Genomic DNA, 17,013 nt, shown 5'->3' with positions numbered 1-17,013 from the left:
TCAGGGGCCTGCGTTTTTAAAGCGCGCCGCATAGAGTTTGCGGGCCTTGGCGACTTTGGGGGCGATGACAGCCTGACAATAGCCTGTGTTCGGGTTGCGTTCATAATAATCGAAATGCATGGCTTCCGCAGGCCAGAACGTTTCCAGCGGCACGATCTCGGTCACAATCGGTGCATCCCAGAGATTGGCGTTTTCAATTTCTGCTTTGACAGACAGCGCCGCCTGTTTCTGGGGCTCATCCGCATAGAAAACGGCGGAGCGATATTGTGTGCCGATATCATCACCCTGCCGGTTCAGCGTGGTGGGGTTATGCAAGGTGAAGAAAATCCTCAGAACATCGTCATATCCGATGATTTCCGGATCAAACTCCAGCCTGATGACTTCTGCGTGCCCGGTACGACCGGTGCAGACTTCCTGATAGGTAGGGTTGGCGGAATGGCCCCCGGCATAGCCCGGCGTTATGGAAAGAATTCCCGCCATATCCCGGAAAACGGCTTCCATGCACCAGAAGCATCCACCACCAAGAACGATAGACTGAGACATGGTTTCTCCTTACGCGATTTTGTAGCACGAGGCCTGCGCAGACCTTTTCAGGACAGACAGCAGGCCTCGAAAACCATCAGATTCAGGCAATACGGGCGAGTGCAGCCTTCAGCCGAATACTTTCACCCTGCTGGGCTTCCAGACGCTCCCGCATTTCCTGAACGATTTCAGGTTTAGCGCGTGAGACGAAATTTTCGTTCCCGAGTTTTTTCTCGGTCTTGCCAATTTCATCTTCCACCTTGGCCAGTTCTTTTTTGAGGCGTTCCTGCTCGGCTGAGATGTCAATAAGCCCTTCAAGCGGGATGATCAGCGTTGCTTCATCCACAACCGCCTGCGCGGACCCCCGAGGCACATCCCCTTGCTGCGGCGCAACATGTGAGACCCGGGCCATACGCCCGATGGCTTCCTGCCACCGCTCAGCGCGCTGAACGGTTTCCGGGGTGGCACCCTGAAGGAAGACCGGTGCTTTTTGGGATGGCGGCACATTCATTTCTGCACGGACTGTCCGGATTTCAGAAATCAGGCGGATGATGTGGTCGCACTCTGCCTGCGCTGCCTCTGCGCCAGTCAGCACAACCGGTTCCGGCCATGCCTGAGAGATCAGGCTGCCCTGCTTACCAAAGCCGAATTCGGCCCAGAGTTCATCTGTGACAAACGGCATGACTGGCTGCAACAGACGCAGAATAGTCCCGAGAACATAAGCGGCAACGGCACGGATTTCGGCTGCTTCCGCGGCATCATCGGAAGCAAAAACGGGTTTGGCAAATTCAAGGAACCAGTCACAGAAACGGTTCCAGACAAAGCGGTAGCAACTCAGGGCGTATTCATCAAAGCGATAGGCTTCCAGAGCTTTTGTCGCGTCCTGAATGGCGAGAGAGGCTTCCGCGATAATCCATTTGCCAAGAGGAGACGTCACGCTGTGCGGGTCAAATCCGTCCTGTGCCCTGACGCCGTTCATTTCGCAGAAGCGAGCGGCATTCCAGATTTTGGTAACAAAAGCGCGGTAGTCCTCGACCTTTTTCCGGCCGAGTTTGACGTCGCGCCCAATACCCGTCAGCGCACAGATGGTAAAGCGCAGCGCATCTGCCCCGTAAGCATCAATCAGCTCAAGCGGATCAATCCCGTTGCCCTTGCTTTTGGACATTTTCTGCCCGCGTTCATCCCGGACCAGACCATGAATGAAAATATCGCGGAAGGGCACGTCATGCATAAAATGCTGCCCCATCATAATCATCCGGGCAACCCAGAAGAAAATAATATCAAAACCCGTGACCAGCACATCCGTCGGATAATAATGTGCCAGTTCCGGCGTCTTGTCCGGCCAGCCCAGAGTAGAAAACGGCCACAGTCCAGATGAGAACCATGTGTCCAGAACGTCCTCATCCTGCGTCAGAGCTTCGGTCTGGCCATAATGGGCATCAGCCTGCATCCGCGCATCGGCTTCATCGCGCGCCACAAAAACATGCCCGTCGGGGCCGTACCACGCCGGAATACGGTGCCCCCACCAGAGTTGCCGCGAAATGCACCATGGCTGAATATCGCGCATCCAGGCAAAAAATGTGTTTTCCCACTGTTTGGGGACAAAAGAGATTTTGCCACTGGTGACGGCATCAATCGCCGGACCAGCCAGCTTCCCGGCATCGCAGTACCATTGCGTTGTCAGGCGGGGCTCAATAACGGCCCCTCCCCGCTCCGCATGCGGCACCTGGTGACGGTGTGGCTCGATTTTTTCAAGCCACTCAAGTCTTTCCAGTTCTTCGACAATTGCTTTCCGTGCGTCTTCACGGGAGAGGCCCGAAAGGCTCTTCACAAAGGCCGGGTCCGCAAGACCATCGACAGTGGTAAGTTCCTCTTCAATCTCGTCCAGCACCACGCGGGCCTGATCATCAAGAACAGAAAGCATTGGCAGATTATGGCGACGACCGACTTCAAAATCGTTAAAGTCATGAGCCGGGGTGATTTTGACTGCACCCGTTCCCTTTTCCGGGTCAGAATGCAGATCAGCCACAATAGGGATCAGGCGGCCTGTCAGCGGCAGACGGACAGACTGACCGACCAGACCAGCATAGCGTTCATCATCCGGATGCACGGCAACGGCGGCATCCCCCAGCAGTGTTTCGGGGCGGGTGGTCGCAACGGTAATGGTTTCACCCGGTTTGCCTTCAACAGGATACCGGATGTACCAAAGCTTACCTGCAACATCCTTGCTTTCGACCTCAAGGTCAGAAATCGCGGAACGGAAGACGGGGTCCCAGTTGACCAGCCGTCTGTCACGGTAAATCAGTCCTTCGTTGTAAAGGGTGACAAAGACTTCTTTTACGGCACGGGAGAGGCCTTCATCCATCGTGAAGCGCTCACGCGGCCAGTCCAGAGAGGCTCCCAGCCGACGAAGCTGACGCGTAATCCCGCCGCCAGATTCCTCTTTCCATTTCCAGACGCGCTGCACAAAAGCCTCACGCCCCAATTCCTGACGCGTCGTCTTTTCAGCAGCCAGAGCCCGCTCCACAACCATCTGGGTCGCAATGCCGGCGTGGTCAGTACCGGGCTGCCATAGCGTGTCAAATCCCTGCATGCGTTTCCAGCGGATCAGGGTATCCTGCAACGTCATGGTCAGAGCGTGGCCCATATGCAGGGTGCCCGTCACATTTGGTGGTGGAATCATGATGGTGAATGACTTTTTTCCGCTTTGCGGGTCAGCCGAAAATGCCTTTTCGCTTTCCCACAGTTCGTAAAGTTTCTTCTCTGTCTCAGCAGGCTCAAAAGTCTTATTCAGCATGATATCCAACCAGAAAACGTAAAAAGGCGGAAGGCCTATGCAGCCCCCGCCTTTGACAAGTTATAGTCCCGGTGTCCGTTGTAGGAAACATCTTAGATTCCTGTTTTTACCGGGCGCGGAAAAAACAGCCATTCAGAGCAGATGCCAGCCTGATGAGGACTGGTTTTGCTAAAAAATAGATCTCAGCGGCTAACGCCCAGGCTGATTCACAGCATAGTCATTCAGCCCCCACAGCCGGTCTTTCACGGCTTTGTAGTAGGCTTTGTCGTCATAGAGCGGCACATTCAGTTGTAGATCTGCTGCAGTCAGGCGCCCAATGGCAGAGGCCACATTATAGGATGCAAGCACCATATTGCTCAGGCTTTGCACGAGTGCTACCTGTGCCTGGAGCAATGTTTCCTGCTGCTGTAAAACTTCCAGCGTTGTGCTGGTCCCCACAATAGCCTGCCGCTCGACACCATCGAGAGCAATCGTGCCCGCCTTAATGGCCGCGCGGTTGCTGGAAATCGCTGCCTGATAGGAAACAAGTTTCTGCCAGTTTGAAACAGCATCCTGCGCGACTGTCCTGCGCTGAATATCGACAGCACGATGTGCTACCTGCGCCTGCTGTTTTGCCTGCCGGACAGCGGCATATTCTGAGCCACCCTGATAGACAGGAATGCTAAAATTCAGCATGGCATACTTATTTTCATCAAGCTGATGGTTCAGACTCTGGTTAACCTGCCGGCTATATGCTGCGGTCGCTGAAATTTTTGGCATAATAGCTGCCATTGCGACGGCAACGGCATCTTTTTGGGAGGATTCAGTAAAAAGTGCATTAATGACGTCAGGGTTATTTTTGACGGCCATAGCTGCTGCTGTTTGCTCGTTTTTAACGGGAAGAACCAGCGGCTGGGGCGGGACGAGGTTAGGGGGCGGAGCCATACCTACGATCTGCATGTAGGTCGCCTGAGCAGTCTGAAGCGTCCCTTCAGACTGCTGTCTGGTTGCCTTGGCCGAAGCGTAAGCTGACTCAGCCTGTGCTACGTCGGTACGGGTAATTTCACCAACCTTGAATCGCTCATTTGTCGCGCGCAACTGCTGTTGCAGAACGCGTTCGTTATTGATGTTGAGTTGCAGAAGCTGCTCGTCTTCAATCACGCTAACATAAGCGTTCACGACATTTTTAAAAACCTGCTGTTCCACGGAAATCAGATTGGCACGGGCGGCCATAACCTTGTTAACAGCCTGATGCGTGGACGCGGTCGTTTTTCCGCCGCTATAAATTGGTTGTTGGATGGTGACTCCAGCCGTGTACCCTGGGGTATCATAGACACGCAGATAGCCTGGCTGGTCCGCCGTGCCTTGATAATCGTTTGCCCCCTTATAATAACTAAGCCCGACGGTGCCGGTCACGGTAGGACGCCAGCCAGCAAGAGCAGTTGGAACCTGCTCATCTGTTGCCCGTAATGTCGCTCGTGCCTGTTGCAGGGTAGGGTTTGTCAAATAGGCAGAGGCAAGAGCTTCCTGCAGCGTATGCGGGATGAAGGTAGGCGAACCACTCCCGTCATATTTCTGGGCCCAGGCAGTGGAACTGCAAAGCATGGCCGCCATGCCTATCCCAACCCCGTAAATACGCCGCATTTGTTTCTCCTGCCTGAATTTAGAGCACAAATAAGTAGTTGCCACTTCATGCCACGATGAAGGACGCATTCCTACTCTTTATATCAATTAAAAACTCGGTTCGCAGCGTCTGATGAACTTACTCTCTGAACGGGACCATGCACTGACAAAGATAAGTTTTTCTGGTTGCTTTCAAGGATTGTCTAATTTTAATTCAGACAATCTTTTTTATGAACACATAAAAATAAGTAGGAGAGCAATTTCTAAAAATCGATTCACCACAAATCTTATTGTCGCGTTATAAGATACGCTATTTTAATTTGATGGGATTAAATTGGAGGTCCGGGCGGGAATCGAACCCACGTACGCGGATTTGCAGTCCGCTACATCACCATTCTGCCACCGGACCCCGGTGTGGTGTGTGGGTCTTATCTCTCTTAACGCAGCTCTGGTCAAGTCGTTGTCTGCATGATTTTTAAAGATGTTTTACCAGCCGGTCTCTAATGTCGCGTTTTTCCGTTCCAGAAATAGTTGGAGGAAAAAATTGCTTCTGAAATCGCCTCTGGATGAAGCGTGTAACTGTGCGCTCAGCCCCGTTCGCCCGCATGTTTTTTTTGCCCAACATCCAGACTTTGCAGAATATATTGACGAAGGACGGATGGGAGCAGGCGTTCGGCAACCCGTAAAACGCGGAACTGCCACGGGAAAACAAGCTCTGCCTGACCCATCTTAACCGCTTTCATGATTGTGCGGGCAGCGCTCCCGGCTGAAACCAGAAACGGACGTGGTCCTTCCAATCTCTGGCTCATTGGGGTGTCAACAAAACCCGGCACCACAAGAGTTAACTGAATATTTTTGGGCCGCCAGGCCAGATTGGCCGCCTGAGCAAAACAGGCAAGTCCTGCCTTGGAACTGCTATAGGACGCCGCAAACGGCAGTTCATAAAACCCGGCCACCGATCCAATGAGCACAATCTTACCGTATCCCTGCATCACCATGCTCTGTGCGGCAGCCGTGGCAAGCGTTACCGGTGTTGCATAATTGACCAGCGCGAGCTTCAGAACAGCGGCAGGATCCTCTGTCTGCTGATCCGGGGATTTGATATCGGAAAGCCCTGCCCCAAGAATAATCAGGTCAAGACCATGTTTTGTCTGATCTTCACGCAGGGCGGCGAGAGCGGTCTCACCATCGGAAAGGTCAATCTGGCGCGGGGAAACCTGAGCGCCACGGGCGCAGCACAGCTTTGCAATCTCCTCCAGCCGTTCCCTGTTGCGCCCCCAGAGTATGAGCACTCGGCCCGGTCTGGCATAGCGTTTTGCGAGCTCCATCCCGATGCCGCCGGTCGCACCTGTAATCAGTACAGACCTTAGTTCCTGCCTGCTGGTTGAGACCTTGTTCACACTTCCCCCTTTTCCATTCCGTCGGAATGATGCATCACCTTGCGGTTTCCAAGGCCCAGTTTGATGGAGTACCGATGACTACCCCGAACCAGATCGTCGTTTCCGCCGTCTCGGGCGCTCGTCAGCTTTCGCTCTTTATCAAGCTTCCGCGCCTTCTTTACAACGACCAGCCCAGCTATGTTCCGCCGCTGGATATGGAGCAGAGAGATATGCTCCATCCGCGCCGGTCGCCGTTCTTCAGTCATGGGAGCGCATGTTACTTTCTGGCCTGGCGTGATGGGAAGCCCATCGGGCGAATATCCGCTCAGATTGATACACTTGCCCTTGAGCAACCAGGCCCCAGAACGGGTTTTTTCGGCGCGCTGGATGCTCTGGAGACAGACTGCGTCAAACCTCTGCTGGAGGCTGCCACCGCTTGGCTGAAGGCGCAGGGAATTGAACGGATAAGAGGGCCCTGGACTTTGAACCCTCATGGTGAGTCGGGCACCATGATCGAAGGGCAGATGGAGCCGCCCATGATTGGGACGGGCTGGCATCCGGCCACGCTGGGGCCAGCTATTGAAGAGGCTGGCTTTTCCAAAGCGATGGATCTGTTGTCTTACCGGATGGAAACCAGTCTGGCTGCGGAGCAGGCGAACCGGATTCCCACCAATCTGCGGGAAAGACTGGGCGGTATTACAGTCCGGGGGCTGCGCAAAGACCACCTTGATGAAGATACGGACATCCTGCGTTCGATTTATAACGACGCATGGGAAGGTACATGGGGCAATGTCCCCATCACGGAAATTGAAATGCGATCCTTGCTCAAGGCGCTCAAGCCCGTGCTGAGACCAGAGCAGTATGTTCTGGTTGAATTTAAGGATGAACCTGTCGCGATTGCATTGGTGATCCCGAATATTTTTGACCTGAATGGTGACCTTGGTGGCGCTCCCTCCCCGGTTGGCTGGGTTAAGCTGGCGTCGCGTCTGGTCATGCACGATTTTTATTCTGCCCGTGTGATTTTGCTGGGTGTGAAGAAAAAGCTGGCCGGCACTGCTCTGAGCGCCATTATCCCCGGTCTGCTGATTGATGAACTGATGAAGCGTGGCCGGGAACTTCCCTATCGTACGATTGAGCTCGGCTGGGTTCTGGAGACCAATATGGCCATCCGCAATCTGATTGAACGGATTGTGCCTGTCCCGTACAAGCGACATCGTATGTATGAAAAGCTGCTTTCCTGACACTCAGGCGCTTAAAGGTGGCTCCAGCCGCCTTTTGCGAATGACAGGCGTTCTCCCTGACCATCAATCACTGTAACGCCTGCATTGCCGTCCTCAAAGCGGCCAATCCGGGAGACCGGAACCGCGCCATGAGGCGTTTCGAGCATCCCGGACCGTTCCAGCGTCTCTTCATGGGCCGGCGGAACAGCAAACAAAATTTCGTAATCATCGCCGCCCGTGAGGCATGTTTCTAGCCATTCCGGCCCGCAGGCCAGCGCGGCATCAGAGCGTGGTACCATGCTGGCGGTGATTGTTACGGTCACCCCGTTCTCACGCGCAAGGTGCCCCGCATCCTGCAGGAGGCCGTCTGAGACATCCATGGCGGCAGAGGCAAGCCCGTAGAGAGGAAGCCCTATACGGGGCTGAGGAAGCCTGTAGCGGCTTGCCAGATAGCCTGACGGGTCGCTGAGTGTGCCTTGCAGGGCGCGCAGACCCAGCGCACCGTCACCAATTGTTCCTGTGACCCAGAGCCCGTCCCCTGCCCGCGCTCCGCTGCGCCTGATGGCCTGCCCCTGCATAACAGATCCAAGAATGGTCAGAGAGAGCACCAGAGGCCCGCAGGTGGAGGTTGTGTCTCCGCCTAGAAGACTGAGTCCAAAATATTCCTGATCAGCCTTCAGGCCGCCGCAAAAGGCTTCAAACCAGTCGTCATCAAGGCCCGGAGGGCGAGCCAGCGTGAGCAGCCATCCTTCAGGGGTTGCTCCCATGGCGGCAAGGTCGGACAGGTTGCAGCGCAGAAGCTTGCGCCCGATTGTTTCCGGGGGGTCGTCTGGCAGAAAATGGACGTTTTCCACCATGGCATCCGCGGCGACTACAAGCTCTTTGCCTGCCGGAGGCGTGAACACCGCCGCGTCATCCTTCAGCCCCAGCGCTGCCGGGCCTGCAAGCCCGGCAAAATGCCGATGGATGAAGCTGAATTCCTGCGGCAGGTCAGTCAGCGGTGCCACCTTCTTTTTCATCATTAGCCGGGGCGTTTGTAAGGCGCTTCATGATGGTATCCAGCACGCCGTTTACCAGCTTGGGTTCGTCGCCCGAGAAGAAACCGTGTGCGATATCCATATATTCGTTAATCAGGACACGTGCGGGCACTTCGGCTTCAAGCGCTTCGCCAAGCGCTGCGAGAAACAGCGCGCGCAGCACAGGGTCCAGACGCGCGACGGGCCATGTGGCCGGCAGCGTCTGCGTCAGCTGTTCGAGGATGGGGCCACGTTCTGCCACGGCCTGCCTGACAATAGCGCAGAACAGGCGCGTATCAGCCTCCGGGATGTAGCCTTCTTCATACGAGTCATTCTCCAGCGTGGTGCCAAAACGATGCACCAGAAACTGCTGAATAACGCTTTCTGACTTGTCTTCGTTCTGCTCAATCTGAAAAAGAGCCTGAATGGCTGCAACGCGCGCCGCCGTGCGTGGCCGTTGCGCGCCTTTAAGTTCTGAGTGATCCTGCAGCTCTGTCATCCCTATCTCCTGCCTGCCCGTATGAGGGAGCGGGGTTTCATGACTTTTTTATGCCACGAGGTCCAGTCTTTTCCTGCGAATCAGGCTCAGACGAATCCATGGACGTCAGAATTTCCGAAAAATCCCTCGCTTCCGTGAAGTCTCTGTAGACGCTGGCAAAGCGCACATAGCCCACAGTATCAACTTCCCGCAGCCCATCCATCGCCAGCTCTCCAATCCGCGCGGAGGGTACTTCCGTCTCTCCTGCGGCTTCAAGCTGACGCACCAGACCCGTGACAATCTGTTCGATTCTGCTTTCAGGCACGGGCCGTTTGCGCAGGGCAATCCGGATTGAGCGCGTAATCTTCTCGCGCTCAAACGGTGCGCGGCGTCCGTCAGCCTTTACAACAATCAGGTCGCGCAGCTGCACACGCTCAACGGTCGTAAAACGCTGGCCGCACGAGAGGCAGGCCCGACGGCGCCGGATGGCGGAGCCTTCCTCGTTGGGGCGGCTATCCTTGACCTGACTATCCGGGTTCCCACAAAAAGGGCAGCGCATCGTGACGTGAGCCTTTCTCGCTCTGGCACAGAAAGATCCGGGGCTTTCTTCAAGCTTGGCCTTCTGGTGCGATAATGCGGTATAGTGCCCGCAACGAAGTTCTTCTGTCTGGCCAGCTTATACCGGTCACGGGTTATTAAAAACTGGAGTTGCGATGAAAATGCGTTTTGGTGCCGGTTATGTCGCTGCCATGGTGGCTGGCCTGATGCTTGCAGGCCCTGCTGTTGCGGAAGACAGGGACCCTGACAAATCTCTGCCGGGGCAGGACGATGCCCAGAAAGACATCACCATTACAGACACCAGCATGCAACTCATTAACGCAGAAAACCGCATGGCCGGTGTTTATTTTACCATAAGAAACGATGGGGCCAACGCGCATCTGATTACCGATGTCCGCTCTTCTGCCTGTCGCACGCTGGTGGGGCACCATTCTGATCAGGAAAGCACCCCGGGCACTTTGTCCCTGTTTACGCATCTCTCCCTGCCCGCACGCACGACGCTGGTCTTTCCGTACGGCGGGTATCATCTTCTCTGTCTGGACCCGGACAGCTCACTTCAGCCGGGGCAGGACGTGTCTTTTACCTTCAGCTTTCTTGGTGGTTCGTCCAAAACCATAAAAATCAAGCTGTCTCAGCCGCAGGCAACGCACTGAGAAAAGGATTTTTCTTCCCGGCTGGCCTCCCGTTTTAGAAAGGCCAGACCGGGAGAGAAAAGCGCCCCGGTCTTTAGGCCGCGCTCGGGTTGGTTAGCGTCCGCTTCACGGCGTTGTGCCAGCCAGCAATCATTGTCTTGCGCTGCTCATTGGCCATGGAGGGCTTGAAGAGCGCGCCTCTGGCCCATTCGGATGCCAGCGTCTTCTCATTTTCCCAGACACCTGTTGCCAGCCCGGCGAGGAAGCCTGCGCCCAGAGCTGTTGTTTCAATGTTGCGGGGACGCTCAACATTAACCTGCAACATATCTGCCAGGAACTGACAAAACCAGTCATTAGCAGCCATCCCGCCATCAACGCGCAGGGCTTCTGTCGTCCCTGCCCCATCCTGCGTCATGGCTGTCACCAGATCCAGCGTCTGATAGGCAACGGATTCCAGAGCGGCGCGGGCGATATGCGCTGCTGTCGCGTCCAGAGTCAGGCCGCAGATCAGGCCGCGTGCATCCGGGTCCCAGTGCGGAGCGCCGAGCCCCACAAACCCCGGCACCATATACACGCCGTGGCTGTGCGGTACGCGGGTTGCCATATCATCAGTCTGAGAAGCATGCGTGATCAGGTGCAGTCCATCGCGCAGCCACTTGATGGCCGCACCCGCGACGAAGATGGAGCCTTCCAGCGCGTAAGAGGTTTTCCCGTTAATGCGATAGGCAATTGTCGTCAGCATCCGGTTTTTGGACGCAACCGGTTTTTCCCCGGTGTTCAGCAGCACGAAGCAGCCAGTGCCGTAGGTCGCTTTCGCCATGCCCTGAGAGAAACAGGCCTGCCCGACAACTGCTGCCTGCTGGTCCCCGGCCATACCGGCGATCGGGATGGCGCGACCAAACAGAGCCGGGTCCGTCTCACCAAAGATTGTGCTGTTATCTTTCACTTCAGGAAGCAGAGCCGCAGGGATACGGAACAGACGGAGCAGATCCTCGTCCCATTTCTGCTTATGGATATCAAACAGAAGCGTGCGGGCGGCATTGGTGATATCCGTCGCGTGCACTTTGCCGCCGGTCAGGCGCCAGAGCAGGAAGGAGTCAATCGTTCCGAATGCGAGTTCACCTTTTTCGGCCCGTGACCGTGCATCTGCAACATTATCCAGCAGCCAGGCCAGTTTCGTTGCGGAAAAATACGGGTCAAGCAGGAGGCCAGTACGCTCCCGCACAAGGGCTTCCGCGCCTTCTTCGCGCAGTTTCTGGCAGACAGAAGCCGTGCGACGATCCTGCCAGACAATTGCGCGGTGGATAGGCTTACCGGTCGCACGGTCCCAGACCACAATGGTTTCGCGCTGGTTTGTAATGCCAATGCCGGCAATGCGGCTGGTGCCACCGGCTTTTTCCAGTGCGGCCGTTGCGGTGGCCTTGGCGTCATTCCAGATATCTTCCGGACAATGTTCTACCCAGCCCGCCTGAGGGTAATGTTGAGCGAACTCCTGACGAGCGCTTGAAATTTCCTGAGCATTTCGATCGAACACAATACTGCGTGTAGAGGTTGTGCCCTGATCAATCGCCAATACGTAATCTTGCTTGCTCATCGCACGGAATCCTTATTGCTGGAGTAATTAATCTTGAGCAATGTCAGGCTGCCGTGCCCGGACGATCGCTGGCATGAAGGGTTTTACAACCCCCTGATAGAACCCGGCTCCTACAACACCGCCAACAAGCGGTCCGGCAACCGGCACCCACCAGTAATTTCCGGGAGACGGAAGGGCTGCTTCCCCCCACCCGGCAAGGAAACAGAACAGGCGAGGCCCGAAATCGCGCGCCGGATTGATGGCCCACGCCTCCAGATAACCGGCAGATGCGCCGATCGTTGCCACAAGCAGACCAATAATCAGAGCGCCTGAATTGGCCTGCGGGGCCTGCGTATTATATTCACACGTTATCGCAAAAATCCCGAGCAGCAGCATTGCTGTCAGAATAACTTCATCAACAAACGCATGCATCGGGGTTACAAAATCGCCCGGATGCGTGAAGAAGACGCCAGCGGCTGCGCCGTCATGCCGCCAGTCCAGATGATTGACGGCGGCATAATGTTCGATAACGGGTGAAAAAAGCGTGTAAACAATCACGGCCCCCAGAAAACCACCCAGAACCTGAGCGACCCAGTAAGGCACTACTTTTTTCCATGAAAATCCGCGGTAACAGGCCAGCGCCAGAGTGACTGCGGGGTTGGCGTGCGTGCCGGAGACAGCGCCGGTGACGTAAATCGCCACGGTGACGCCCAGCCCCCAGACAATGCACACGCCCCAGTATGCCATTTTATAGGGGCTGGGGTCGTAGAGCGAATACATCGCTGCTACGGAATCCCCGAAAACAATAATGATAAAGACCGCGATGCATTCAGCGATCAGCTCGCCAAGAAAGGCGCGTTGGGTGGTTGTCATACTTTCCTCTTTTTATTTTTTATTTGGAAAGAGTTGTCTGGTGGTTAGAAAATCAGCCTACCTTCTTCCTGACATAGTCGGCAACTGCACTTTTTTCGGCCTCGTTCAGATGCAGGCCGAGCTTGCTACGCCGCCACAAGACATCTTCTGGTGCGCGGGCCCATTCTCTGGTGATCAGGTAATCAACTTCACGCGTTGTCAGATCGCCTCCCAGAATTTCGCCCATGTCCTGCATGGAGCCGGATTCACCAAGAATCTCGTAAGCCCGACTGCCATAGTTGCGCATCAGGCGCCATGCAAGCTGTTCTGAAAGCCAGGGCGCTGCGCGACGCAGGCGTGCCAGTGCCCCTTCAAAACCACCCTCACCGATGTCACCACCGGGCAGAACTTCGCTGGCGGTCCAGCTTGCCCCTGCAACCGCGGGCAGCACGGGAGCTAGTTTCTCCAGAGCATGTTCTGCGAGCTTGCGGTACGTAGTGATCTTGCCGCCGAAGATGGAGAGCAGAGGTGCGCCGTCAGTGGTGTCCAGATCAAGCACATAATCACGGGTGACGGCCGAGGCGTTAGCCGACGCATCGTCATAAAGCGGACGGAGGCCAGCATAGCTCCAGACCACATCGCTTTCCCGCACCTGCGTCTGGAAGTAGCGGTTTACGCTTTCACACAGATAGCTCACCTCATCCGGGGCGATGCCAACGGTGCCGGGCGCTTCCTTCCACGGAATATCCGTGGTGCCGATCAGCGTGTAATTCTGTTCATACGGGATGGCGAACACAATACGTTTGTCGGGGTTCTGGAAGATATACGCCTGCGGCCCCTCAAACACGCGCGGGACAATAATGTGGCTGCCCTTCACCAGACGGACGGATTTGGAATTGGGAATATTCAGGGTTTCAGACAACAGTCTGGCTACCCACGGTCCGGCTGCGTTGACCAGCGCACGCGCACGCACCGAACTGGTTTTGCCGGTGACGCGGTCTTCCAGAACAGCCTCCCACAGGCCATTGACCCGGTTCGCTTTGATCAGGCGCGTCCGGGTGCGGATTTCAGCGCCCCGCTCCGCCGCATCAAGCGCATTCAGCACGACAAGGCGGCTATCCTGCACCCAGCCGTCTGAATAGACGAAGCCTTTCGTATATTCCGGTTTAAGCGGGCGACCGGAAGAATGGGTGCGGAAATCAACAGCGCGGGATTTGGGGAGCGTCATGTTGGAGGCAAGGTGGTCATACAGGAACAGGCCTGCGCGCAGCATCCATGCCGGACGCACCAGCTTGGAATGAGGCAGCACAAAACGCATGGGCCACATAATATGCGGCGCCATGGCCAGAAGGCGCTCCCGTTCCGTCAGCGCCTCGCGCACCAGCCGGAATTCATAATATTCCAGATAGCGCAACCCGCCGTGAATCAGCTTGGTGCTGGAAGAGGAGGTATAGCTTGCCAGATCATCCTGCTCGACAAGCAGAACGGACGCGCCCCGGCCAACCGCGTCACGCGCGATCCCTGCGCCGTTAACGCCACCACCGACGATCAGGAGATCATAGGGCTGTGCAGAAGAGGGAGCGGAATCTGACATTTTTTCTTCCAATGACACCAAGAAGGAATACTGACCTTATTCGTATCCGAAAACGTAAACCAAAAACAATGGCTTTAATGTGACGGAAACAGCCTCATAAGCTCTTTTTCGTTTTCCTTTCCGAAAATCCTGTTTCGTTTGCGATGTGCAAACTAACCCCTGCGTCTTTCAGAATAGTACGGATGCCTGAAGGAGGAGCCTGATCTGTATAGAACGCGCTGACTTCAGAAATATGCCCTACCCGCGCCATGGGTCTGCGCATAAATTTTGTATGATCAGCCAGCAGGAATACGGTGCGTGAGTTCCTGATAATCGCCTGCGCCGCGGCAATTTCATCCACATCAAAATCAAGCAATGTGCCGTCTTCATCAATGCCGCTGATGCCGATTACCCCAAAATCAGCGCGGTACTGCTCAATCATCGCGGCAGCGGCTGGCCCCACAATCCCGCCATCCCGCAGTCTGACGGTGCCGCCTGTAATCACAAGGCTACATTCCGGTGCCGGGGTCAGCAAAGTCGCGACGTGAATATTATTGGTAATGACCCGCAACGCTCTGTGCGTCCTCAGAGAGCGGGCAAAGGCTTCAGTCGTCGTGCCGATATTGATAAACAGAGATGCGCCATCCGGAATGGCCGCCGCAGCCCGTTCCCCAATGGCGTCTTTCTGGGAGAGGTTCAGAATCTGGCGGTCTGAATAGGCAATATTTTCTGCAAATGTGAGGGCACTGGCCCCCCCATGATGCCGTGCCACAATCCCTTCGGCCGCCATGCTGTTGACGTCGCGCCGCACGGTCTGCACGGTCACATGCAGGGTTTTGGCCAGATCCTCATTGGCGACATACCCTTGCTGCTGCACAAATTGCAGAATCAGGGCGCGTCTTTCCTCTACGGAGGCCATGTCAGACTCCCTGCGCGGTTTTCAGCACCGCCAGAACCGCTTCTCCATAACGTTCCAGCTTCGAGCGCCCAACGCCTTTTACTTCTCCGAGTTCCGCAAGAGATGCCGGTGTTTCCTGAGCGATGTCACGCAGGGCAGAATCATGGAAAATCACATAAGGCGGAATTTCCTGTTCCCGTGCTTCATCCAGTCGCCAGCGGCGCAGGGCTGCAAACAAAGCCTGCTTCTCTTCGGGTAAATCAGCCAGCGTTTCCGAGGGGCGTGCCCGGCCAGCCGCTTTTTCCAGCTCCTGCGTGGCATCCGCCCGCAGACTGACAGTCTCCTCTCCGCGCAGAATGGGCCGCGCGACGTCCTGATTAAGCGCAAGCCCGCTATACTGCCCTTCACTCCGCAAAGCGCCGTGCGCAATAAGCTGCCGCCCGACGCCACGCCAGAACTGTTCGCTCTTATCCTTCCCGATCCCCCAGACAGAGAGGGTCTCGTGATGATTGCGTTCAACGGCCTCGTTCGTTTTGCCACGCAAAACCGCAATGATATGCAGTGCACCGAATTTCTCTCCCGTGCGATAAACTGTGGAGAGAAATTTTCTGGCTGCATCCGTGCCATCAAACGTCACAACGGGATAACGGCAGTTATCGCAATGGCCACACGGGCCTTCCAGCGTTTCCCCAAAACAGTGCAGCAGAGCGCGTGTGCGGCAGCCAGTTGTCTCGGTTAGCGCGATCATTGCTTCCAGACGGCTACGCATAATACGTTTTTCGCTGTCCGGTGCGCAGGACTGATCAAGCCAGTAACGCGCCCGCGCCATATCTTCCCCGCCATACAGCAACACCGTTTCAGACGGCAGGCCATCACGCCCTGCCCGCCCGATCTGCTGATAATAGGCCTCTGGTGAGCCGGGCATATCAAGGTGAATGACCGCGCGAACGTCGGGGCGGTCAATCCCCATCCCGAACGCGACGGTAGCGACAATGACGATCGGCTCCCCGGACCGGAACCGCAGTAAAGCTGCTCGTTTTTCAATCGGGGAAAGCCCTGCGTGAAATGCCAGAGCGGTCCAGCCTTTATCCCGCAGCGCCGCAGCAATCCGCTCTGTCCGGGCGCGGCTACCACAATAGACAATGCAGGCTTCGTCTCTGTGCCGTTCAAGAACGGACGTGAGTTGCCGCATTTCCGAGGCTTTGGGCAAAGCCGCGATATTGAGGTTGGAACGGTGGAAGCTGGAGACCAGAACTTCAGCGTCCGGCATGTCCAGTGCGGTAAGAATATCTTCGCGGGTGCGCTCATCCGCTGTGGCGGTCAGAGCAATCCGGGGGACGTTCGGAAAGTGTTTGGGGAGAGACGCCAGCGCACGATATTCCGGGCGGAACTCATGGCCCCACGCAGAAATACAATGCGCTTCATCAATTGCAATAATAGAAACAGGCTGCCGTGTCAGCCGTTCCAGCGTGCCGGGGGAAAGCAGCCGCTCGGGGGACACATATAACAGATCAACGCGCCCGGCAGCCAGATCAGACCGGATTTTTGCGGCTTCATCGCCTTCCAGTTCAGAATGAAGGGCGGCGGCGTTGATGCCGACCTGCCGCAAGCCCGCGACCTGATCATCCATCAGGGCAATCAGCGGAGAAATGACCAGCCCCATCCCCTGTCGGCACAGAGCTGGCACCTGATAACAAATGCTTTTACCGCCGCCTGTGGGCATCAGGACCAGTGCGTCGCGGCCCTTCATGACGCACGCGACGGCCTGCCCCTGCAAGCTCCGAAAATCCGGAAAACCAAAAACGGCGTGCAGGACGTCTTTCGGGCTGGTTCCTACAAACCGGTCGCGTCCCCCGGTATCCCGCACCAGAGCAGAAGCCGGGGGTATTCTGTCGGTCTGCGTTTCACTCATA

At 56.0% G+C, this 17,013-nt stretch carries 14 protein-coding genes and 1 tRNA gene; 2 read left to right on the top strand and 13 right to left on the bottom strand.

Annotated elements, in window-relative coordinates:
- The 5 genes from msrA to KP699_RS02730 form a co-directional block, all read right to left on the bottom strand.
- Complete coding sequence (gene msrA, locus KP699_RS02750) at positions 1 to 543, bottom strand: peptide-methionine (S)-S-oxide reductase MsrA (protein ID WP_215761547.1); 543 nt, start codon at positions 541 to 543, stop codon at positions 1 to 3.
- Between the two features lie 82 nt (positions 544 to 625).
- Positions 626 to 3,319, bottom strand: coding sequence for a valine--tRNA ligase (locus KP699_RS02745; RefSeq protein WP_215761546.1), 2,694 nt, complete (start codon positions 3,317 to 3,319; stop codon positions 626 to 628).
- Between the two features lie 189 nt (positions 3,320 to 3,508).
- The gene (locus KP699_RS02740) at positions 3,509 to 4,942 is read right to left on the bottom strand and encodes a TolC family outer membrane protein (RefSeq protein WP_215761545.1); all 1,434 of its coding nucleotides are present in this window, start codon (positions 4,940 to 4,942) and stop codon (positions 3,509 to 3,511) included.
- Between the two features lie 314 nt (positions 4,943 to 5,256).
- Positions 5,257 to 5,330, bottom strand: a tRNA-Cys gene (locus KP699_RS02735).
- Positions 5,331 to 5,508: 178 nt separating this feature from the next.
- On the bottom strand, positions 5,509 to 6,321 hold the full coding sequence (locus tag KP699_RS02730) for an SDR family oxidoreductase (RefSeq protein WP_215761544.1): 813 nt from the start codon (positions 6,319 to 6,321) through the stop codon (positions 5,509 to 5,511).
- A 74-nt stretch (positions 6,322 to 6,395) separates the two neighbouring features.
- Between KP699_RS02730 and KP699_RS02725 the strand changes: the two genes are divergently transcribed.
- Positions 6,396 to 7,541 carry a hypothetical protein gene (locus tag KP699_RS02725; protein WP_215761543.1) on the top strand — a complete coding sequence of 382 codons (1,146 nt, stop codon included), beginning with the start codon at positions 6,396 to 6,398 and terminating at the stop codon, positions 7,539 to 7,541.
- Positions 7,542 to 7,552: 11 nt separating this feature from the next.
- On the opposite strand, the gene thiL is transcribed toward KP699_RS02725, so the two are convergent.
- From thiL to nrdR, 3 genes are read right to left on the bottom strand one after another with little or no spacing between them, the layout of a single operon-like run.
- Positions 7,553 to 8,539 carry a thiamine-phosphate kinase gene (gene thiL, locus KP699_RS02720; protein ID WP_374196871.1) on the bottom strand — a complete coding sequence of 329 codons (987 nt, stop codon included), beginning with the start codon at positions 8,537 to 8,539 and terminating at the stop codon, positions 7,553 to 7,555.
- Positions 8,511 to 9,035: a transcription antitermination factor NusB gene (gene nusB, locus KP699_RS02715; RefSeq protein ID WP_215761541.1), complete on the bottom strand. Its 525-nt coding sequence runs from the start codon at positions 9,033 to 9,035 to the stop codon at positions 8,511 to 8,513. Before nusB ends, thiL begins: the two co-directional genes overlap by 29 nt.
- Positions 9,036 to 9,072: 37 nt before the next feature.
- A complete protein-coding gene (gene nrdR / locus KP699_RS02710) occupies positions 9,073 to 9,573 on the bottom strand; it encodes a transcriptional regulator NrdR (RefSeq protein WP_025826919.1) in 501 nt (166 codons plus the stop codon).
- A 154-nt stretch (positions 9,574 to 9,727) separates the two neighbouring features.
- Here nrdR and KP699_RS02705 point away from each other — a divergent pair, with 154 nt between their 5' ends.
- The gene (locus tag KP699_RS02705) at positions 9,728 to 10,225 is read left to right on the top strand and encodes a copper chaperone PCu(A)C (RefSeq protein ID WP_215761540.1); all 498 of its coding nucleotides are present in this window, start codon (positions 9,728 to 9,730) and stop codon (positions 10,223 to 10,225) included.
- Between the two features lie 73 nt (positions 10,226 to 10,298).
- Here the strand turns inward: KP699_RS02705 and glpK are convergent, their stop codons facing one another.
- The 5 genes from glpK to recQ form a co-directional block, all read right to left on the bottom strand.
- The gene (gene glpK / locus KP699_RS02700; RefSeq protein WP_215761539.1) at positions 10,299 to 11,798 is read right to left on the bottom strand and encodes a glycerol kinase GlpK; all 1,500 of its coding nucleotides are present in this window, start codon (positions 11,796 to 11,798) and stop codon (positions 10,299 to 10,301) included.
- A gap of 27 nt (positions 11,799 to 11,825) precedes the next feature.
- On the bottom strand, positions 11,826 to 12,650 hold the full coding sequence (locus KP699_RS02695; protein WP_077929912.1) for an MIP/aquaporin family protein: 825 nt from the start codon (positions 12,648 to 12,650) through the stop codon (positions 11,826 to 11,828).
- A gap of 52 nt (positions 12,651 to 12,702) precedes the next feature.
- The gene (gene glpD / locus KP699_RS02690; RefSeq protein ID WP_086655176.1) at positions 12,703 to 14,223 is read right to left on the bottom strand and encodes a glycerol-3-phosphate dehydrogenase; all 1,521 of its coding nucleotides are present in this window, start codon (positions 14,221 to 14,223) and stop codon (positions 12,703 to 12,705) included.
- 94 nt (positions 14,224 to 14,317) lie between these two features.
- Entirely contained in the window at positions 14,318 to 15,121 is an 804-nt protein-coding gene (locus KP699_RS02685; protein ID WP_215761538.1) for a DeoR/GlpR family DNA-binding transcription regulator, read from the bottom strand.
- A 1-nt stretch (position 15,122) separates the two neighbouring features.
- Complete coding sequence (gene recQ, locus KP699_RS02680; protein ID WP_215761537.1) at positions 15,123 to 17,012, bottom strand: DNA helicase RecQ; 1,890 nt, start codon at positions 17,010 to 17,012, stop codon at positions 15,123 to 15,125.
- Position 17,013: the final 1 nt, after the last annotated feature.

The sequence above is a fragment of the Acetobacter sp. P1H12_c genome (assembly GCF_018811975.1).
GTDB lineage: Bacteria > Pseudomonadota > Alphaproteobacteria > Acetobacterales > Acetobacteraceae > Acetobacter > Acetobacter persici.
Note: the sequence above shows the minus strand (reverse complement) of the source record. Positions and strands in the feature narration are given on the sequence as shown.